Origin of the sequence: Flavobacterium eburneipallidum, assembly GCF_027111355.2 — a bacterium.
Taxonomy (GTDB): Bacteria; Bacteroidota; Bacteroidia; order Flavobacteriales; family Flavobacteriaceae; genus Flavobacterium; species Flavobacterium eburneipallidum.
In genome coordinates, this window is record NZ_CP114291.2 from 895,590 (window position 1) to 918,576 (window position 22,987).

General features: G+C 36.7%; 11 protein-coding genes. All 11 read left to right on the top strand.

The window, feature by feature from the left end; genetic code table 11:
* Nucleotides 1–41 precede the first annotated feature (41 nt).
* The 11 genes from OZP15_RS03790 to OZP15_RS03840 all read left to right on the top strand — a co-directional run bounded on the left by OZP15_RS03790 (nt 42) and on the right by OZP15_RS03840 (nt 22,910).
* A complete protein-coding gene (locus tag OZP15_RS03790) occupies nt 42–3,446 on the top strand; it encodes a glycosyl hydrolase (RefSeq protein WP_281337050.1) in 3,405 nt (1,134 codons plus the stop codon).
* An 84-nt stretch (nt 3,447–3,530) separates the two neighbouring features.
* Entirely contained in the window at nt 3,531–4,955 is a 1,425-nt protein-coding gene (locus tag OZP15_RS03795) for a sialate O-acetylesterase (protein WP_269227149.1), read from the top strand.
* 131 nt (nt 4,956–5,086) lie between these two features.
* Nucleotides 5,087–7,417 carry a DUF5703 domain-containing protein gene (locus OZP15_RS03800; RefSeq protein ID WP_281337051.1) on the top strand — a complete coding sequence of 777 codons (2,331 nt, stop codon included), beginning with the start codon at nt 5,087–5,089 and terminating at the stop codon, nt 7,415–7,417.
* Between the two features lie 90 nt (nt 7,418–7,507).
* Nucleotides 7,508–9,961 (top strand): pectate lyase family protein, encoded by a 2,454-nt coding sequence (locus OZP15_RS03805; protein WP_281337052.1) that lies wholly within the window; start codon nt 7,508–7,510, stop codon nt 9,959–9,961.
* A gap of 131 nt (nt 9,962–10,092) precedes the next feature.
* The gene (locus OZP15_RS03810) at nt 10,093–12,114 is read left to right on the top strand and encodes an aceric acid hydrolase (RefSeq protein ID WP_281337053.1); all 2,022 of its coding nucleotides are present in this window, start codon (nt 10,093–10,095) and stop codon (nt 12,112–12,114) included.
* Nucleotides 12,115–12,405: 291 nt separating this feature from the next.
* Nucleotides 12,406–13,314 carry an alpha/beta hydrolase gene (locus OZP15_RS03815; RefSeq protein WP_269227158.1) on the top strand — a complete coding sequence of 303 codons (909 nt, stop codon included), beginning with the start codon at nt 12,406–12,408 and terminating at the stop codon, nt 13,312–13,314.
* A gap of 32 nt (nt 13,315–13,346) precedes the next feature.
* On the top strand, nt 13,347–14,339 hold the full coding sequence (locus OZP15_RS03820) for a pectinesterase family protein (protein ID WP_269227159.1): 993 nt from the start codon (nt 13,347–13,349) through the stop codon (nt 14,337–14,339).
* A 5-nt stretch (nt 14,340–14,344) separates the two neighbouring features.
* On the top strand, nt 14,345–15,994 hold the full coding sequence (locus OZP15_RS03825; protein ID WP_281337054.1) for a glycoside hydrolase family 28 protein: 1,650 nt from the start codon (nt 14,345–14,347) through the stop codon (nt 15,992–15,994).
* Entirely contained in the window at nt 15,994–16,779 is a 786-nt protein-coding gene (locus OZP15_RS03830; protein ID WP_269227163.1) for a rhamnogalacturonan acetylesterase, read from the top strand. Before OZP15_RS03825 ends, OZP15_RS03830 begins: the two co-directional genes overlap by 1 nt.
* Before the next feature lie 727 nt (nt 16,780–17,506).
* On the top strand, nt 17,507–20,887 hold the full coding sequence (locus OZP15_RS03835; protein ID WP_281337055.1) for a SusC/RagA family TonB-linked outer membrane protein: 3,381 nt from the start codon (nt 17,507–17,509) through the stop codon (nt 20,885–20,887).
* A gap of 19 nt (nt 20,888–20,906) precedes the next feature.
* Complete coding sequence (locus tag OZP15_RS03840; RefSeq protein WP_281337056.1) at nt 20,907–22,910, top strand: RagB/SusD family nutrient uptake outer membrane protein; 2,004 nt, start codon at nt 20,907–20,909, stop codon at nt 22,908–22,910.
* Nucleotides 22,911–22,987 lie beyond the last annotated feature (77 nt).

A 22,987-nucleotide genomic window follows, 5' to 3' on the forward strand; every position in this document is an offset into this window, starting at 1 on the left:
TTGCTTCGCAATGACAAAGCAAATGGATAATAACAACAATAATGTTTCCAAAAAAACACTTCTTTTTTATTTTATTACTTGCGGGAATCCTTTCCGCACAGGAAACCTATAAAAATGAAAACACATCATTTCAGCCCACAATCGAATCCTCAAAACCTTGGGTGTATTGGTATTGGATGCAAAGTGCCTATTCAAAACCCGGCATCACAGCCGATTTAGAAGCGATGAAACAAGCCGGAATTGGAGGTGCTTATTTGATGACGATAAAAGGGCCAGCAAATCCGCCCTTGATGGATCCGCCGGTTTTACAGTTGAGTAAAGAATTCTGGGACTTGGTACATTTTGCTTTAACCGAAGCAGACCGATTAGGCGTAAAAATAGCCTTTCATCCCGCCGATGGTTTTGCCGTTGCTGGAGGACCGTGGATTAGGCCTGAAATGTCGATGCAAAAAGTGGTTTGGGCAGATGTTACAATCAACGGAAATAGCTTCAAAAACCTGCAATTACCCGTTCCAAATCATTACAAAGAGTATTACAAAGATATCGCTGTGTTTGCCATTCCCGTTAAGGAAGATTATATCACATCCGATCAAAATCGTCCAAAAGTTACTTCCACTCTTGGCGATTTTGATGCTTCATTTTTGAGTGATTCAAAAAAAGATGATCAATTTCGATTAAAGGAAAAAGGCTGGGTTCAATACGAATTTGATCAGCCGTTTTTGTGTAAATCCATTCAAATTGAGAACAAAGGCAATAATTATCAGGCGCATCGTTTACTAATTGAAGTAAGTGACGATGGTGTAAATTTTAAAAGTCTCGGTCGATTGACAACGCCACGCCAAGGTTGGCAAGATACCGATGCGTTTTATACCCACAGCATCGTTCCGACAAAAGCCAAATATTTCCGTTTTGTTTACGATCCCGAAGGAACAGAACCAGGTGCGGAAGATTTAGATCCAGCCAAATGGAATCAGGGATTGAAAGTCGCAAAAATATATCTATCGAATGAGCCCCTGATTGACAATTACCAAGGAAAATCAGGAGCGATTTGGCGTTTGAGTCCGCAAACTTCTGTTGAACAAATTGAGAAAAATGATTGTGTGGAACAATCAAAAATGATTAACGTTTCGAAGTTTGTTGATGAAAAAGGTATTCTGAATTGGAAAGTGCCTTCAAAAGGAAATTGGCGAATTATTCGTTTCGGGCATACATCCACAGGTCACGAAAATGCCACGGCAGGTGCAGGACGAGGTTTGGAAGTCGATAAATTCAATGCCGAAGCGGTTCGTTTTCAACTGGATCATTGGTTTGGCGAATTGCTTCGAACAGCAGGGCCTGAACTGGCATCCAAAGTGGTTAAAATATTGCATATGGACAGTTGGGAATGTGGCAGTCAAAATTGGTCGCCTGTTTTTCAATCCGAATTCAAAAAACGCAGAGGCTATGATATTGTAGATTATTTGCCAGTTATGGCGGGTATTCCCATAAACGATATTGAAACTTCGGAGAAAATATTGTATGATGTTCGCAAAACAATTTCAGAATTAATTGTCTATAATTTCTTTGGCACTTTGGCGGATGAAGCCAAAAAAGCAGGAGTAAAATTCAGTTCCGAAAATGTGGCGCCAACGATGATGAGCGACGGACTTTTGCATTTCAAACACATCGATTATCCGAGTGGCGAATTTTGGCTGAAAAGTCCAACGCACGACAAACCCAATGATATGCTCGATGCGATTTCAGGCGGACATATTTACGGAAAAGATATTATTCAGGCCGAAGCTTTTACGCAACTAAAAATGGATTGGGACGAACATCCCGGAAATTTGAAAACTTTGGCAGACCGAAATTATGCCCTCGGAATCAACCGATTTTTCTATCACGTTTTTGTACACAATCCTTGGACGGACAGAAAACCTGGAATGACTTTGGACGGCGTGGGTTCTTATTTTCAAAGAGATCAAACTTGGTGGAAACCAGGAAAAGCCTGGGTGGATTATTGCCAGCGAGTGCAGTTTCAATTGCAAAAAGGAAAACCGGTTATTGATTTGGCGGTTTTTATTGGTGAAGATTTGCCGTCACGTTCGGTGCTTCCAGATCGATTGGTGCCGTTTATTCCGAATGTTTTTGGGAAGCAACGTCTGGAAAGTGAAGCCATCCGATTGAAAAATGTAGGCCAGCCAAGCATTAAAATACCAAAAGAAGTAACTTCTAGTAAAAATTCAACCGATTTGTCACAATGGACTAACGCAATGAATGGCTATCAGTACGATTCTTTCAACGCCGATGTTTTATTGCATAATGCCAAAGTTGAAAATGGGAAAATAGTTTTCAGTAACAGTATCGAATACCGTGCTTTACTATTTCCAGGAAGTCATAAAATGGCACCGAATAAAATAATTTCTTTGGCTGTAGCCGAAAAAATACTGGAGTTAATAAAGCAAGGTGGAACTGTTTTTGTGGATGAAAAACCAAATTTGCAACCCGGAATACAATCAGAAGCTGATCAAAAAAAACGGCAAAATGTTATTGATGAAATTTGGAATAACTCAAATGAATCAACTTGGAAAATTGGAAAAGGAACAATTATTAAATTACCATATTTAGGAAACGATTTTTCAGGAATTGGAATTCCGAAAGATGTTTATTTTCCTAAATTAAGCAGGGCCGATGCCGAAACAATTGCCTGGACACACCGTAAATCGGAAACAGAAGATGTTTATTTTCTTTCGAATCAAAAAGAAGAAAAACGATCCTTTGAAGCTTCGTTTCGAGTAACTGGAAAAATACCGGTTTGGTACAATCCTGTAACCGATAAAACATTGGCTTTAGCCAATTGGAAGATAGAAAATGGAAGGACAATTGTTTCGATACATTTAGATGCGAATGAATCCGGTTTTGTGATTTTTAAAGAAGAAACAAAAGAAATTTTGGCTCAAAGCAATCAAAAAGGTATAGAATTTGAGAGCGTTCAGACGTTGGATGAAAACTGGGAATTGCAATTTGATCCAGAATTTAAAGGTCCAAAAGAGGTTGTAAAAACAGATAAACTATTTGATTGGAGCAGTTCGGAAAATGATCAAATTAAGTATTATTCGGGAACGGCTACTTATCAAAAAGAAGTGGTTTGGAAAGGAAAAACTGAAGATAAAATTTGGTTGGATTTGGGGACAATTGCCAATATTGCTGAGGTTAGTATCAACGGAAAAGATTGCGGTACGCTTTGGACATTTCCTTATAAAGTCGCTATTTCTGATGCACTGAAAAAAGGAAAAAACACGATTGTTGTCAAAATCACGAATACTTGGGCAAACCGATTAATCGGCGACCAAAAATTGCCAAAAGAAGAAAAATTAACATGGACAACGGCGCCATTTCGTTTAGAAGGAGAACCGTTGCTTAAAGCAGGTTTATTAGGACCAGTAAGTATTGTAAAAGAAAAATAAATTTTTTCGCCACGAATTCACGAATTTTTATAATCCTGATTTGAAAATAATTCGTGAATTCGTGGCTAATAAAACATAGTAGAAATGAAAAAAACAATTATTGCAATTTTAATGCTTTTAGGAAGCTTTCAAATCAATGCAAAAATCAAATTGCCGGCACTGTTCACGGACAACATGATGTTGCAGCAAAAGGCGAATGCGCCAATTTGGGGCTGGGCAGAGAAGAACGCCAACATTACGATAAAAACATCTTGGGATTCCAAAACCTACAAGCTGAAAGCGGACAATTCCGGAAAATGGAAAACAGAATTGCAGACTCCATCTTTTGGAGGACCTTTTACCATTGAAGTTACGGAAGGAAACGAAAAAGTAACCATCAAAAATATTTTAATTGGCGAAGTCTGGCTGTGTTCTGGTCAGTCGAATATGGAAATGCCTTTGAAAGGATTTCAGGGTCAGCCCGTAAAAAACGGCAACGAAATCATCGTGAAATCAACCAATAAAAACATCCGTTTGATTATGATTCCACGTGCAACGGTTTTAGAACCCAAAGATGATTTTGAAGGAAAATGGGAAGTGGCTTCACCAAAATCTACGGCAAATTTTAGTGCGACGGCTTGGTATTTTGGTTCGCTTTTGCAGGAAGTTTTGCAGGTTCCAGTAGGATTGATTCACGTTTCCTACGGAGGTTCGAGTATGGAAGCATGGATGAATCAGGAAATGTTGAAAGATTTTGCAAGCGCCAAAATTCCGACTACAAAAGAAGAGTTGGCCAAAGACCCAAATCGCGTTCCGACGACTCTGTTCAACGGAATGCTTTCGCCTGTGATTGGTTACGGAATCAAAGGCTGTATTTGGTATCAGGGCGAATCGAATTACGAAAGAGCTTCGGAATATGCTGCTTTGATGAAAAAAATGGTCAGTAGTTGGAGAGGTTTGTGGAAGCAAGGCGATTTTCCGTTTTACTACGCACAAATTGCTCCGTTTAATTACGCCCAATTTCATCCAAAAGACAATTTAGAGAAATACAATTCGGCTTATTTGAGAGAAGCGCAACTGAAAGCTTCGGCAGTAATTCCGAATTCAGGAATGGCGGTTTTGATGGATGTTGGCGAAGAAAATAACATTCACCCAATGGACAAGGAAAAAGGCGGAAACCGTTTGGCTTTTCAGGCTTTGGCAAAAACCTACGGAATCGAAGGCTTCGAATTTGAAAGTCCGAAATATAAGTCGATGGAAATAAAAGACGGTTCGGTAACGGTGTCTTTTGATAATGTTGAAAACGGAATAACGGCTTATGACAAAGAAGTTAAAGGTTTCGAAATAGCAGGCGAAGACAAAGTTTTCTATCCTGCAAAAACAGTAGTTCGAAGAAAATCAGTAGTATTGACTTCGGATAAAGTTGCTAAACCAGTAGCGATTCGTTATTTGTTTAAGGATTTTGCAAAAGCAGAATTGTTTAGTGGAGGTGGTTTGCCAATTTCGTCTTTTAGAACTGATGAGTGGTAAGTTAAAGAAATTATAGATAAAGTTTGTCATTCCGTAGGACACGAGCGATAGCGAATTGGCGAAGCAATCTCAAGTTAGTTGCTCACATTGCCGAGATTCCTACGGAATGACAAACGAAACTTAAAAATTAAATGAAAAAAATAACAGTTTTCTTCTTTCTAATTTGTACGATTTTAACTAAAGCGCAAATTCCCGTGCTTGAGAATTACAATCAAATCTGGACAACTCAAAGCAATAATTCATCAGAGTCGATGCCATTAGGTGGTGGCGATATTGGTATGAATGTTTGGGTAGAGAACGGTGATTTGTATTTTTATTTTTCACGGAGCGGAACATTTGACGAACACAACACTTTGCTGAAACTAGGACGTGTAAAAGTGAGTTTAAGTCCAAATCCGTTTGCCGATGATGAAGGATTTCGTCAAGAATTGGTTTTGAAAGACGGTTATATTTCGATTATTCAAAAGGATACCAAAATCAAACTTTGGGTAGATGTTTTCAAGCCAATAATTCATTTGGATCTAGAAAGTGAAAATCCGTTGCAAATGACGGCTTCTTATGAAAGTTGGCGATACAAAAACCGCGATTCCAAAGGAAAAGCGAACAATGCCAATTCCTACAAATGGGCTCCTCAAGGCGAAATTGTAACATTTAAAGATTCGATTGCTTTTGAAAATAACGGAATCAAATTCTACCACCGTAACCGGGAACAAACCGTTTTTGATGTTGCAGTCAAACAACAAAAAATGGAATCGATGAAAGACCAAATGATGAATCCGATTGTAGATTTGACCTTTGGCGGATTTATGAAAGGTGACAATCTCAAACCCATAGGCAATTATCTTGGAAAATATCAGGATACTGATTTTAGGGGATTCAGTCTTTCAAGCACAAAACCTTCTAAAAAACAGTCGGTTGAGATTTATTTAAACACGAGTCAATTTGATTTTAATACTTGGAATAACGGTTTGAAAATTTTGATTGCTGCAAATAAAGGAAGAGTAGAGCAGGCCGAAAAAAGCACAATGAAATGGTGGAATGATTTCTGGGATCGAAGTTTTATTTATACACAGGAAAGTAATTCTGCCGCAAAAGATTCTGTCTATCAAATTGGGCAGAATTATCAATTATTCCGCTATATGTTGGGGTGTAATGCCTACGGAAAATATCCAACCAAATTCAATGGTGGACTGTTTACGGTCGACCCCGTTTTTACCAATCCCGATTTGAATTTTACACCCGATTTCAGAAATTGGGGTGGCGGAACAATGACGGCTCAAAATCAGCGATTGGTTTACTTTCCGATGGTGAAAAGCGGTGATTTTGATATGATGAAATCGCAATTGGATTATTATTTGAGCCTTCAAAAAAATGCTGAATTGCGTTCGCAGGTTTATTGGAAACACGGCGGCGCATCGTTTACAGAGCAATTGGAAAATTTTGGTTTACCCAATCCAGCGGAATACGAATGGAAACGCCCAGCCGATTACGATCCTGGAATGGAATACAACGCTTGGCTCGAATATGAATGGGACACCGTTTTTGAGTTTTGCCAAATGATGTTGCAACAGAAAGAATACGCCAACGCAGACATTCAGAAATACAATCCGTTTATCATCAGTTGTTTGAGGTTTTTTGACGAACATTACCAATATTTGGCGAAACAAAGAGGCAGAAAAGCATTGGACGGAAACGGACATTTGATTCTTTTTCCAGGTTCGGGAGCCGAAACCTATAAGATGGCAAATAACGCCAACAGCACTATTTCTGCTTTAAAAGTAATTACGGAACAGTTATTGTTACTGTCGGAAAAAGAATTGTCAAAAGAAGATTTAGCTTATTTAAAAGGGCTTCAAACTCGAATTCCGCCTTTAAATTTTAGGGATTTTAACGGAAATAAAACATTGGCTCCAGCCAAAACTTGGGAAAGAATCAACAATACGGAAGTTCCACAATTGTATCCTGTGTATCCTTGGGGAATTTACGGAATAGGAAAACCCGATTTAGAAACGGCTTTGAATACTTGGAAATACGACACCGATGCGATAAAATTCCGAAGTCATATTGGTTGGAAACAGGATAATATTTTTTCGGCTCGTTTGGGATTAACCAATGAAGCGGCGAAATACAATTTGTTGAAAATGGCAAATTCCGACCGAAGATTTCCAGCTTTTTGGGGTCCAGGATTCGATTGGGTTCCCGACCATAATTGGGGAGGTTCGGGAATGATCGGAATGCAGGAAATGCTTTTGCAGGAAGCCGATGGAAAAATTTACCTTTTCCCCGCTTGGCCAAAAGAATGGAATGTGCATTTCAAGTTGTATGCTACTCAAAATACAACTGTTGAGGCGCAGCTTGTAAATGGCAAATTGAAAGTTTTAAAAGTTGTTCCTGAAGAACGGAAAAAAGATATAATCAATCTGATTGGCAAATCAGAAGCAGAAAAAATCAAATTAAATTAAAAGAGTATAACGATTCCAGTTTCGGCTCCCTCTCCTTTGGAGAGGGCTGGGGTGAGGTTCAATAGCAATTTAGAAAAATAAAATAAGAAGATGAAAAAATTAGTAAGTGGTTTGGTTTTGTCGGCTATTTTGGCTGTAAATACACAAGCACAAGCATTAAAAAGTGGAACGGAAAAACAAATCGTAAAAGTTGATTTCGATTTTTCGCAACGAAGATTGGAAGAAGTGAACGACACCAATTATAATTCTTGGACGATAAGCGAACAAAAGCAAGCCGAGAAATCCTTTAAAGACTTAACCTTCAAATTGAAAGGAAACTTTAATGCGAAATGGTACAAGGTGGGAATGAATGCGCCATTTTACAGTAAGTTGGCGAGTGATGGTTTGGCTACAGCCGAAAACTTGGAATTGACAATCAGTGGACTAAAAGCGGGACAACATTCGTTGCTGACTTTTCACAATACTTTCGACAAAATCGAAGGAAAAACATTCTCGCCGGTAAAAATTTATGTGAATGGTACATTGGCGGAAACCGTTATACCAAGTAATCGCTCCAATTCCAAAATAGAAACCGCAACGGCTTATATTCTGTTTAATGCCGAGGCAAACAAGGATGTGGTAATTCGTTTTGAATTGGAAAATGGAACCGATTTTGTCCAACAAATGGTCATCAACGGATTTGAAATTGATACCCCAAATTTGAAAAAACAAGCTCATACGCCAAAGCCTGAAAATGCTAATGAGCACGTGGTGATGGACAACAAATTGATGTTGAACTGGGAATCGGCCAAAGATGCCGTTGCGCACCAAATCTATTTTGGAACCGATAAAAAAGCGGTTTCAAATGCCACCGAAAAATCTCCTGAATTCAAAGGGAAATTAACCTCGAACCAATTCGAACTTGGAAAATTATACAGCGGAACTTCTTATTACTGGCGTGTGGACGAATTGGATTCCAAAGGAATAGTGAAATTGGGAACTGTTTGGTCATTCAAACCAGCACAATTGGCTTTCCCTGGAGCGGAAGGTTACGGTCGTTTTGCCGTGGGTGGAAGAGGAGGAAAAGTGGTTGAGGTAACCAACTTGAATGATAGCGGACCGGGCAGTTTGCGTGATGCCGTTGACAAACCCATTGGACCAAGAACGATTGTGTTTAATGTTTCGGGAAATATAAAATTGCAATCCAGATTAGTTGTCAATCAACCCTACATAACCATTGCGGGTCAAACCGCTCCGGGCGAAGGAATCACGATTAGCAAAGCACCAGTGGGATTAACAGGAAATGATGGAGTAATCCGATTTTTGAAAGTTAGAATTGGTGGCGGAACAACTTTTGACGGAATGGGATTGACGGGAGCGAATCACAGTATTATTGACCATTGTTCCATCAGTTGGACGATTGATGAATCTTTTAGTTCTAGAGGATCACACAACATTACCTTGCAACGCACTTTGATTTCTGAAGCCTTAAATATTGCGGGTCACGACAAATATCCAGCAGGAAAAATGCACGGTTATGCGGCTACAATTGGTGGCGATATTGGAAGTTTTCATCATAATTTATTGGCACACAATGAAGGCAGGAACTGGAGTATTGGTGGTGGTTTGAATGGCGATGGTTTTTATGGAGGAAAATTAGATATTCGTAATAATGTAGTCTATAATTGGGGACATCGCGCTACAGATGGAGGAGCGAGTGAAGTGAATTTTGTCAATAATTTTTATAAACCGGGAGTTTCAACTAAAATTTTTGTGGCCTTGAATGCCCAGATAGAAGGCGTTGGAAAAGGGAAACAGCAATATTATTTTGATGGGAATGTGATGCTGGGTTATTTTGACGAAAAAAATCAGGACAAAGGAAGAAAATTTACGCTATCGAATAAAGCCGTTGTGGATTATCCCGTGTTTTTGCCAAAACCATTTTTCGAATCTTTTGTAACCAATCAAACTGCCGAGGCTGCTTATAAAAACGTGCTTTCGGATGTGGGAGCGAATCAGCCATTTTTCGACAAACACGATAAGAGAATTGTGGATGAAACCTTGAAAGGAACTTTTACTTATAAAGGAAGTAAAAGCGGTTTGGGTGGATTGATTGACAACGAAGCCGATGCTGGAGGATTTCCAAATTTCGCCAACGAAACACGCCCGACAGATTGGGATACCGACCACGACGGATTGCCAAATTGGTGGGAAAGAGCTTTTGGCTTGAACGAAAATTCAAAAGCAGGAGATTTCTCGGATGCCAATGCAGATGCAGACAAGGACGGATTTACGCAATTGGACAATTATTTGGATTGGATGGCACAGCCTCATTATTTTGTGAATTCTGGAGAAAAAACAAGTTTAATTGTTACCGATTTTTTTAAAGGATACGAGAAGAAACCAGTATATACTTTTTCGGAAGTTAAAAATGGTAAAGTAGTTTTAAAAGGAAAAGAAATTCAGTTTACGCCAAGTGAAAAAGGGTTTGGTTCTTTTGTCGTTACTGTAAAAGATTCAGAAGGAGATACAATGAGTCGTACAATTAATTTCTTTGTTAAATAAAATTGGTTTAAATTTTTTTACCGCAGATTCGCAGATTTTTCATTAATTCATTAAAAAAATCTGCGAATCTGCGGTTAAATTTTAATTTTTTAATCTGTGACAAAATTCATCTCATTAAATAAAATTATAAAATGAAAAAGAACATCATTCTATTATCGGCGGTACTTTTTTCTACAGCTTTTGTGGCTCAAAATAAAGGCTTGGTAGCCAATTCAGAAAGTCCGTATTCCAAATTGCAGAGTGTCAATTTACAAGATGTAAAATGGACAAATGGCTTCTGGAAAGAACAATTTGATGTGGAAGCCAAAAATACTTTGCCGTATATGTGGGATTTGTATCATAACGATTCGATTTCACACGCCTATAAAAATTTTGAAATTGCAGCTGGCGAAAGTAAAGGAACTTTCAAAGGACCTTCTTTTCACGACGGGGATTTTTACAAGATTTTCGAAGGAATGGCAGCCACTTATGCCGTAACCAAAGACAAGAAATTGGATACCGAAATGGACAAAGCCATTGCACTTTTTGCCAAAACACAACGCAAAGATGGCTATTTGCACACGCCCGTTTTAATTGACGAACGTTGGGGAACTTTGGGGCCTGAAGAAGTGAAAAGACAGTTGGGTTTCGAGAAATACAATATGGGACATTTGATGACTGCGGCCTGTATTCATTATCGTGCCACAGGGAAAACGAATTTCTTGAATGTTGCCAAAGGCGTTGCCGATTTCTTGTATGATTTTTACAAAAAAGCATCGCCAGAATTAGCACGAAATGCCATTTGTCCTTCACATTATATGGGAATTGTCGAAATGTATCGCACGACGAAGAATCCAAAATACCTGGAATTGGCCAATAATCTAATTGACATTCGAGGAACGACCAATGACGGAACCGACGACAATCAGGACAGAATTCCGTTCCGAAAGCAAACCACTGCAATGGGTCACGCTGTGAGAGCGAATTATTTGTATGCTGGTGTAGCCGATTTGTATGCGGAAACGGGAGAGAAAAAATTATTGGACAATCTGGAATCGATTTGGGATGACGTTACTTATCGAAAAATGTACATAACGGGTGCTTGCGGTTCTTTGTACGACGGTGTTTCGCCGGACGGAACTTCATACAATCCAACCGATGTGCAAAAAATTCATCAAGCTTACGGAAGACCTTTCCAGTTGCCGAATGCCACGGCTCATACCGAAACTTGCGCCAATATCGGAAACGTGTTGTGGAATTGGAGAATGCTTCAGATTACCGCCGACGCCAAATATGCCGATATCGTGGAGTTGGCTTTGTACAACAGCGTGTTGTCGGGAATCAGTTTGGAAGGAAAAGATTTTTTCTATAACAATCCGTTGAATGTTTCCAAGGATTTGCCTTTCAAACAACGTTGGAGCAAAGAACGCGAAGGTTATATTGCTTTATCCAATTGCTGTGCACCCAACGTGACCAGAACCATTGCCGAGATTAGCAATTACGCTTATAATTTTTCGAAAGAAGGATTGTATGTGAATTTGTACGGAAGCAATAATCTGAATTCTACTACACTTTCGGGAGAAAAAATTGAAGTTGAACAACAGACGAATTATCCTTGGGACGGAAAAATCAGCTTGAAAATCGTGAAATCCCCGAAAGATGTTTACGCTTTCCTGTTGAGAATTCCGGGTTGGAGCCAGGGAACCACTATTTCGGTGAATGGTAAAAATGTTGATGATGTAATTACTTCGGGTTCCTACCAAAAAATAGCCCAAAAATGGAAAAAAGGAGATGTCATCGAATTGAATATCCCGATGCCTGTTGAATTGATGCAAGCCAATCCATTGGTGGAAGAAGTCAAAAATCAGGTTGCTGTAAAACGTGGACCAATAGTGTATTGCTTGGAATCGAATGAACTTCCTGCGAATGTAAAAGTGAACGATGTGATTTTGAATCTAAATTCAAAATTCACTACCGATTTTATCAAAATCGACAACCGTCAATTGTTGAGTATAACGGCAAGTTCGTCCATAGCTCCAGATAATTCTTGGGATAAAAAGTTGTACAAACCCATTTCGACCAAAGACAATAAAGAATATAACATAAAATTGATTCCTTATTTTGCGTGGGGAAATAAGGGTAAAGGCGAAATGTCTGTTTGGTTGTCGCATTGATAATTTGTGAGTTAGCTCCGCAAAGTCTCCGACTTTGTGGATGTGAATTGCGGTCTCTGACCGCCCTTGTAACAAGTAAATTAACCCAAATAATGAAGGTCGGAGACCTTCAAACACACCCACAAAGTCTCCGACTTTGCGGAGCTAGTTTGTAATAAATTATTGATTTGTTCCCAGTTTAATAGCGATATTTCTACTGTTTTAGAGTTTATTAGATGTAATTTTGCTTTTAGCAGAAACTCCGACAGGGATGTTTAAATGAAACTTTTTAAAACTAACCACCAACCAAAAATGAAAAAAGCAATAACATTTCTGTTGCTATTGGCAATAGGTCAAATTAATGCACAAGAATTTATGCCGCTTTGGACAAAAGGCAAGATGCCCAATTCCAAAGGATTGGTCGTAAAAGACAGCATCAATAATGAGCGTGTAATGCAGGTGGGAATGCCAGGTATTCACGCTTTTTTCACATCCATACAAGAGAATAAAGGAGCAGCGGTTTTGATAATTCCGGGCGGAGGCTACCATCATTTGTCTTATAATATCAGTGGATTTCAATTGGCAAAATGGTTCAACACCATTGGAATTAATGCTTTCGTGTTGACACATCGATTACCGATTTCACCAGACCTCAAAGAAAGAGAGAAAGCACCGCTGCAAGATGCCGAAAGAGCGATGCGAATAATTCGCAAAAATGCAACTGCTTGGAAAATAGATGCCAATAAAATTGGCGTTATGGGTTGTTCGGCAGGAGGACATTTGGCGGCAAGCCTTGGAACAATCAAAGATGATTTTGCCAAAGTAGGGGATGAATTGGATGGTTTTTCTTTTCAACCCAATTTCATGATTTTGGTGTCTCCGGTAATCGACATGGGAATTTTGGGACACAAGGGAAGCACTGAAAATTTGCTTGGACCCAATCCATCTGCAGAATTGATTAAAAAATATTCGCTACAATTTCAGGTAAGCGATTATACGCCACCCACTTTTATGGCTCACGCTTTCAATGATAAAGTGGTGTCACCAAAAAACAGTTTGTTGTTTTATGACGCTTTATTGTCAAACAAAATTCCTTCGAGTTTGCACATTTTCAATCAAGGTGGTCACGCGATTGCTTTAAGAAATAATCCAGGTTCCACAAATATATGGACTGCTATTTGTGAAGAGTGGCTGACGGAAATAAATATCCTGAAAAAATAATTTCAATAACTACAAACCACCATTTAAAAATTATGAAACGTATTTTAATCCTTTTGCTGTCATTAAGTTCTATCTTATCGTCAGCGCAAACTATGGAGAATTTATTTGAACTAACCGTTGCTCAAGATGGTTCTGGGAATTTCAAAACCATTCAAGAAGCCATCAACAATGTTAGAGATCACGCCGAAATTCGAGTGACAATTATCATTAAACCAGGAATTTATAATGAAAAAGTTGTGATTCCTTTTTTTAAAAGAAATATAACTCTGAAAGGATTGGACAAAGAAAAAACGCTAATTACATACAATGATTATTCTGGAAAACCATTTAGAGGAATTGACATAACAGGAAATCCAAAATTCAGTACTTACACTTCTTACACTTTATTGGTTCAAGGAAATGATTGTTCCGTGGAAAATCTGACTATCGAAAATACCGCTGGAAAAGTAGGTCAAGCAGTGGCATTGCATACTGAAGGGGATCGCTTGGTTTTTAAAAATTGTTCTATTTTAGGAAATCAAGATACTTTATATTTAGCAAAAGGAGGAACCAGAAATTATTTTGAAAACTGCTACATCAACGGAACGACCGATTTTATTTTTGGTGCCGCAACGGTTTATTTTTACAATTGCACCATCGAAAGTTTGACTAATTCTTATGTTACCGCAGCATCTACAACACAGCAAGATGCCCACGGTTTTGTATTCGTTGATTGCAAATTGACTGCAAAAGATACTAGTGTAAATAAAGTTTTCTTGGGAAGACCATGGCGACCTTATGCACAAACAGTTTTCATTAATACTGAAATGGGAAGCCATATTCTTGCTGAAGGTTGGAATCCTTGGAAAGGCGACAAGAATTTCCCAGACAAGGAAAAAACAGTTTTTTATGCTGAACATGGTAGTAAAGGCGAAGGCGGAAAAGATACTTCAAAAAGAGTTGCTTGGTCACACCAACTAAAAAAAGCCGATCTTAAAAAATATGATTTGGGTAAAGTATTCAACGGTTGGAATCCTAAAAATTAAAAAATATGAACAAAATATTTTCCAAGGAGCTTCTTTTGTTCCTTTTTTGTGTAGTTGCGATACAAGTTCAAGCACAAACTAAACCCTATTCTTGGAATAATTTACCAGTAATTACTGAACCTGTGTTCAAAAAGGACACCATCAACATCATCAAATATGGGGCAAAACCAGATGGAACTTTTTTAAATACCAAAGCAATCAATGATGCTATTTCAGCTTGTAATGCCAATGGCGGTGGAGTGGTTTTGATTCCCAATGGCTTTTGGTTAACGGGTCCAATAAAATTGAAAAGCAATGTTAATTTGCATTTAGAAAAAAATGCTCTTTTGTTGTTTTCAAAAAATTTCGACGATTACAAAATTATTGAAGGCAATTACGAAGGCGTTCCATCGGCAAAAAATGAATCGCCAATTATGGGAACTAATTTGCAGAATATAGCCATAACCGGAAAAGGAACTATTGATGGAAACGGTGATGCTTGGCGAATGGTGGGAAAAAATAAATTGACCGAATCCGAGTGGAAAAATAAAATAGCCTCTGGCGGAAGTGTGAGCGAAGACCAAAAAATCTGGTTTCCTTCCGAAAAAACGAAGAAAGCCTATTATGAAAAACCTTCAACTTTACTGAAACCAGGAGTTAAGCTGGAAGATTTTGATCCAATAAAAGATTTTCTTCGTCCTAATTTGATTGTGCTTACCAGTTGTAAAAATGTATTGTTAGAAGGTGTTGTTTTTCAAAATTCTCCCGCTTGGAATGTACATCCATTAATGTGCGAGAATTTGACAATGAGAGATTTGTTTATAAAAAACCCAGATTATGCCCAAAACGGGGATGGAGCAGATATCGAGTCTTGCAAAAATGTATTGATGGAAAATTGCGTTTTTGATGTAGGCGACGATGCCATTTGTATCAAATCAGGTAAAGATGTAGAAGGTAGAAAAAGAGGGATGCCAACAGAAAATATGATTATCAGAAACAATACTGTTTATAGCGGTCACGGAGGTTTTGTGATTGGTAGCGAAATGTCGGGTGGAGCTAGAAATATCTTCGTTTACGATTGTACTTTTAGAGGAACTGACAAAGGACTTCGTTTTAAAACCACTAGAGGAAGAGGTGGAGTGGTCGAAAATATCTTCATCAGAAACATCAATATGGTTGATATTGTTAGCGAAGCTATTTTCTTTGATATGTATTATTGGGTAAAATCTCCAAAACAAAATGAAGTGGTTGCAGTGCCTCCAGTTACGGAAGAAACGCCAATTTTTAGAAATATTTATATAGACAATGTGGTGTGTAATGGCGCTAAAAAAGGAATCTTTGTGAGAGGTATTCCAGAAATGCCAGTACAAAATATTTATATGGAAAATTTGGTTCTGAATACTGACATTGGTGTTGAAATCAAAGATGCTAAAGGAATTTACATCAAGAATTGTGACTTTACCACCAAGAAAGGAAAAGAATTGATTTACATCGAAACGAGTCAAAATATCTCTTTCGATACGATAAAAAGCAATCAATCCGAAGGGACTATTTTTAACATCAATGGTGAAAGCAGTTTGGATATTAGTATTAAAAATTCGACTTTTTCAGAGAATTTGACCAAGGCAGTTTTTAATAATAAAGCTGTTGCAAAATCATTGAAATTCAATAAATAATGATGAAAAATTATAAAAGGCTATTAGTTGCTTTTGTATCTATATTGGTTTTAAGTGCTTTTAATCCAAAACCTAAAGTGACCACAATTTACTTAATCGGAGACTCTACTGTAGCCGATTACTCATTAGAAGAAAATTATCAAACCAAAAGATTTCCTTTGGTGGGTTGGGGACAAATGTTTCAACCCTTTTTTCAAAAAGACAGTTTGAAACAGCTTACGACTATTTTAGGCAATGCCAAAGAAGTAAAAATCGACGATAGAGCCAAAGGAGGGAGAAGCACCAGAACCTTTTTTCAAGAAGGTCGTTGGGCTGAAGTATATAAATCCTTGCAAAAAGGTGATATTGTGATGATGCAATTTGGGCATAATGATGCATCTGTAGAAAAAACCGAACGTTATGTTGATATTCAAGGGTATAAAGAATTCTTGCGTCTTTTTATCAATCAAACTCGTGAAAAAGGAGCCACCCCAATTGTCATGACTCCGGTTGCCAGAAACTATCCTTGGAAAGACGGTAAGTTAACCAATGTTCACGGAGAATATCCACAAGCAGCCAAAGATGTTGCCAAAGAACTCAACGTAAAATTGATTGATTTGAATGAATTATCGATAGCGTTTTTTACCAGCAAAGGACAAGAATATGTGACCAAAAATTATTTTATGACTTTCGAAGCTGGTTTATATGAAGCTTATCCCAACGGACAAAAAGACAATACCCATTTTCAAACCGAAGGAGGAAAGGAAGTGGCAAAATTGGTTTTCAATGCGATGAAAAAACTTTAATTTCATAAAGATTTAGTAACCTAATTTCAGTTTCTTTTTTATAAATACTTTTTCAAAGCTTTACTTTTTGCTTAATCGTTAAAGCAGCGATGTAAGAATTTACTTTTTTAGCAAAAAAAAATTCAATAAAGTTAAAATTTTAACATTTTGAAATCGATTTCGTAAATGGATTTTTTAGATTTTAAATCAAGTTTATTTTAGTAGTTTTTGATTAAAAAAAACTTCTTCTTTGAGTTTTTTTTTATTGTCTAAATATCTGTAAATCAGTTATTTGTTTTTGTTATTTAAAATATCATAAGAAACTATTTTTTAATTTTTTTATATAAAAAAACGCAGTATAATTCCATAATTTGTTTAAAAATTAGTTATGAGATTTTTTCTTTTAAAAACAGGTTTTTTCTGCTTATAAGTCACTTTTGTTAAATTTATCTCAACAATACAAAACAAATGGGGTTAAAAATTAAAATAAATCAGTAATATCGGTATTTTTTTTGCTAATTTTATTTTAGGTGTTCATTTTTTATGAATATGATTTATTTTTACTACTTTTATTTTGTAAAAATCAAATAGCAGGATAGTGCAGGATAGTTTAGGTTTACCTAGCTAATAATTTTGACCAAAATAGTATAATTGTATCTTTTACATTTATTAATTTTTGGTTTTTCCAGAAACTACTGTAAAAAATATTTTTTTATAACTAACTAACTTTAATTTAACTAAAACATTTATGAAACAAACTATTAAACAGGTATGTGGGGTACTGTTATTTATGCTGTTAAGTTTGTCGGGTTTTGCTCAAAATGCCGATGGAGGAAAAATTATAACAGGTAATGTAGTCGATAACACAGGTATTGGGATACCAGGAGTGAATGTAATCGAAAAAGGAACTAAAAATGGCGTAACAACCGATATGGATGGTCGTTATAAAATTACAGTAAAGAATGGATCAATTCTTACATTTGCATTTATAGGAATGGACAGAATAGAAAAACCAGTTGGTAATTCATCAACTATTAATGTAACAATGAAAGAAGATGCAACACAACTTGATGATGTTGTAATTGTTGGATATGGAGCGCAAAAAAGAGGTAATCTTACGGCATCTGTTGTTACAATAAAACCAGATGACATTAAAGATCTGCCTGTTTCTAATTTAGCAGAAGCTTTAAGAGGATTGTCTCCTGGAGTAAATGTGAACAATGCAAATGGATCTAGCCGTCCGGGTGGAGCTGCTACTATTAATATTCGTCAATCTTTTGGGTTTACAAATGCTACTGCATTATTTAGTGTTCCTTTGATTGTAATTGATGATATGGTGCAAATTGATCCAGCAACGGGTAGAACTACACAAGAAGCATTCGATAGATTAGATCCTTCAGAAATTGAAAGTATTACTATTTTGAAAGACGGTTCGGCAGCGATATATGGTTCTCGTGCTTCTCAAGGTGCTATTATTGTTAAAACCAAAAGAGGAAAAGAAGGTAAAGCAAAACTTTCTTATTATTCTCAATTTGCTGTGAATGATGCGGTAAGTCATCAGAAAACAATGAGTGCTTATGAGCATGGTGTTTGGAAAAACAGATTTTTGAGATCTAATTTAGATGCGAATCAAGCTAAATATTTTTCTGATGCTGAATTAGAACAAATGAAAGGGTTAGATTATGACTGGTTGAAAAAAGCATGGAGAGCAGCGACTCAACAAAGACATGTGCTTAATGTAAGTGGTGGTACGGATAAAGCAACTTATTTTGCAGGTATTAATTTTTATACCCAAGGAGCAAATTTAGGAGAACAAGATTATAAGAGATGGAATTTCCGTACAGGTACTACTGTTAAAGTTACAGATAATTTAGAGTTTTCAGCTTCGGTTTCTGGAAGTTCAACCGATACTCAAAAATCATTTACAAAGGCTTCTGCAAACTTAAATGATAGTAGTTTTGGTTCTCTTTCTTCAGGAGAACAAGCAGATTATATGTATTTATTGCACATGCCAAAATATATTCCTTGGGAAACGACTGTGGCTGGTAAAGAATATTGGCTATCTCCGTTTGCACGTACCGATGTTAATTTAGGAAGTGCTAATAATAGAGGTACTATTGCGGGTTGGAATTATTTTGCTGCATTAGATGCAGGTAAACAAATAGATGAGGATTTTTCATACAACGTAAATTTGAATTTGACTTACAAAGTACCTTTTATCAAAGGAATGTCTATTAAAGGAAGTTATGCTAGAAGTCAGTCTGCTTCTCATACAGAACAAGTTCAATTGCCTTTTGATTTGGCTAGAATAAGAAACTATGAAACAGTTGGTAATCATTTAGCAGGAGCTGCTGATCCAACATTTTATGATGTTGTAACTAACCCAAATGGGGATTATATTTTAGATACCAATAGCGCACAATCAAGAGTTTATTATACTTCTGATTTGGATAAAATGATTCAGACAAATCTTTTTGTTAATTACAATAGAACTTTTGGTGATCATAGTATTGATGGAATGGTGGGTGTTGAACGTTCGGAGCTAAATAATAAAAATGTACGTTTAGCTTATGAGGGAACGGGAAAAGACTATTTAGGAGATTATGCTACAGCAGGACCTATAAGTACTAATTCAACAGCGACAAAAGTAGAGTCAGGTAATCTTTCTTATTTAGGACGTTTAAATTATAGTTTCAAGGATAAGTACTTATTATCACTAATTTTCAGAAGCGATGCTTCTACAAAATTTGCTCCGCAAAATTATTGGGGCTTTTTCCCTGGAGCACAAGTAGGTTGGGTTGTGTCTAAAGAGAAATGGTTTTCTGAAAATGTATCATGGGTAGATAATTTAAAATTCCGTTATTCAATTGGAAAAACAGGAAAAGATGCTATCAATCCTTGGCTTTGGCAGCAATTATATGAACCAATTGTGGATAAAGGTGCTCAATTTGGAAATTTAGGCGGTACATTAGGAACAGGTATAACACCTCGTATTACGCCAAATGCAGATGTTCGTTGGGATGCTAGTGTGAAGCAAAATTATGGGATAGATTTGGCTTTGTTAAATAATAGATTACAAATAACTGCTGATTATTATTATAATAAATCAACTGATATGTTGGTAAGTTTAGCAAGTATTGTTGGAACTCCAATTTCAGTAGGAGGAGGGTTAGCAGAACGTAATTATGCAGCTGTCGATGATTGGGGTACAGAATTTTCTGTGAATTGGAATGACAGAATCAAAGAGAATTTTAGTTATAATGTCGGGGTTAACTTTGGTTTTACTAATAATGAAGTACAAACTTATCCACTTTCTGCTCTAGCGCTTCCATCTGCAAATGTTATTCGTGAAGGTCAATCGTTAATTTTTCCTTCATGGGGATTCAGAACTTGGAAAGGAACTTCTTCAGGAGACGGTATCCTTCGTACGGATGAAGATGTTACCAACTATTGGAATTATTTGACAGCAAATGCAACAGCTGCTGGGGGAACTCCTAGTTATGTTGGTAATATCACAAATGTTAGCAATATGAGAAAAGGGATGTTAGCTTATGAAGATGTTGGAGGTGTATTTAATACTGCTACTGGTGTTCAAGCTGCAGCTGATGGAAAGATTGCAACAGGTGAAGATTATGTGAAATTGGTTAATAAAAATAGAACCTATGGATTTACCACAAATCTTGGATTCAAATACCATAGTTTTTATTTTAAATCACAAATTGCTACTTCTTGGGGAGGTTACAATGCTATTGATTTAATTAGACAAGGAACTGGATCTGCACATAATGATTGGTCACATGAAGTTTTTTGGACAGATATGTATGATGCTACAACGAATCCAAACGGGAAATACCCTAACATGTATCAAGGTGCTAATTTCAACCCATCTGATTTCTGGCAGTTAAATAATTTTAGATGTGTGGTTAGAAATTTATCAATAGGTTTTGCTGTTCCAAAAGAGGCACTAAAAACTATAAAAGTGGACGGTCTTAATTTTGGTATTACAGGTCAAAACCTATGGGATTTGTATAATCCTTATCCTAATAAATACCGCAATATGTATGATGATTCTTCTACAAAGTATCCTACTCTTAGAACTTGGTCATTAAGTATTAATGTTGCATTTTAATTTTAATTTAATTGTAATTATGAAAACAAAATTTAATAAATATTTAGTTGTATCCCTTCTAATCGTTCTTGGAGTTTCTTCCTCTTGTAATGATGATTTTTTAGAAGAAAAAAAACAGTTTAGGTACTACGATGAGACTTTTATGGAAAGTGAAACTCGTGTCAATCAGTATGTAAATAATTTGTATTTTGATTTTTTTGATGGATTTAAAGCACCTGGAGCAATTAAAACAGGTCTTTATAGTACAACAGAAACGTCTTATACTGAAGAATTAGGGGGAATTTCAAATTTAATTAACCCAAACGTAACTTTACAAAATGCAGCTGATGGTTCTAGCTACTATGGAACTACTCTAGGTTCTACACTTCGAAACGAACCTTATACCAGAATTAAAGATTGTAATTTTTTATTGGAAAAATTAGATGTAGTTGGAGCTGCTTTACCTCAAGCTTTTCGTAATGCAATTAAAGGGCAAGTGTATTATTTACGTGCATTACAATATTTTGATTTAATGCGTACTTATGGAGGGGTTCCTATTGTAACTAATAGTCAGCAAGCATCGCCAACTGATGAATCCATTAAAACACCGCGAGGAACGGTAACTGAAGTAGTTAATCAAATTGTGGCTGATTTGGATTTGGCGGCTACTTTATTACCTCCAAATTGGGATGCAGCCAATTATGGTCGTTTTACAAGAGGAGCTGCTTTGGCTCAAAAATCAAGAGTATTATTGACCTACGCAAGCCCATTATTTAATAAAGGTTGGGATACTTCAACTACACGTTGGGATGTAGCATTAGCTGCAGGTTTAGCTGCTGAAACACAACTGACAACTGACGGTTACGGTTTGTATGGTACAAATGCGAAACAATGGGCTGAAATGTTTTATATTAATGATAATGCTAAAAATAGTGAAGCTATTGTTGTTAAACTTTTAGCTAATGGTATTACTGCATTGTTTTCAAACAACTCTTGGGAAAGATCGATGAGATTGGCTAGTCAAGGTGGTGTAGCTGGTGGTGGTGTGAAAGTACCTAAAAGAATGATTGATTTATTTCCAACTAATACTGGCGCCAGACCTGTTGCAGGAACTAATTATGATCCATTTCTTTTCTTTAAGGATCGTGATCCACGTTTTTATAGAACTTTTGGTTTTTCAGGCGTTGCTTGGCCATACACTAACACTCTTGGAAATACCACACAAACAACTGTTTGGGCTTATCGTTGGGCAGTAAGTAGTGCGTCTAATACGGCTTTTGGTTTTAGTTTAGGTAATGATGTGCCTAGTCCAGCTTTTGTGCGTAAAATGTCAAATCCTGCTGCTGGTAATGCAAGTAATTTTCAGTATTCTGGAACAGATATTATGGAATATCGTTATGCAGAGCTATTGTTGAACATAGCTGAATGTTATGCTGCTAAAGGAGATGTAACTAACACATTAGTGTATTTAGGTAAAATTAGAAATCGAGTAGGAATTCCTTCTGCTAATAATTATGGTATTGGTACATTGGCAACTAAATATGCTGCTCTTGAAGCTGTATTGTACGAACGTAGAGTAGAATTAGCTTATGAAGGAAAACGTTTTTGGGATATACAACGTTGGATGTTATATAGTGACGATAGTTCCGTAAATGAAGATGATACAAATGCAAAACTTGGTTTTCCAATAATAAATGGTACACAGCGTATTGGTAACTATTTACACTATAAAAATGGTTTCAGTCCTACAGGTACAGATCCATTGGCTACAGCACGTGCTGCTATTTCAGTAGATCCTGATGCTTCAAATTTTGCTGCTCAAATTACTCTTTTAGCTAATTTTTATACAGCTAACTTTGAATTGAAATCGCCTCCTTCTCCTATGGATAACGTGAGTAGTACAGCAACTAATATTTTATGGAGACCTAATTATTATCTTATGGGACTTACACAGACTGTTTTATCTCAAAATCCATGGTTGATACAAAACAAAGGATGGAATGATTCTACAAACTCTCCAGGAACATATAATTATCAAGAATAAAATAATAAATGTTAATTTTACAATTATTAATGTTTTTGGCATCATATTTGAAATTAGCCCTGCGAATGCAAGGGTTC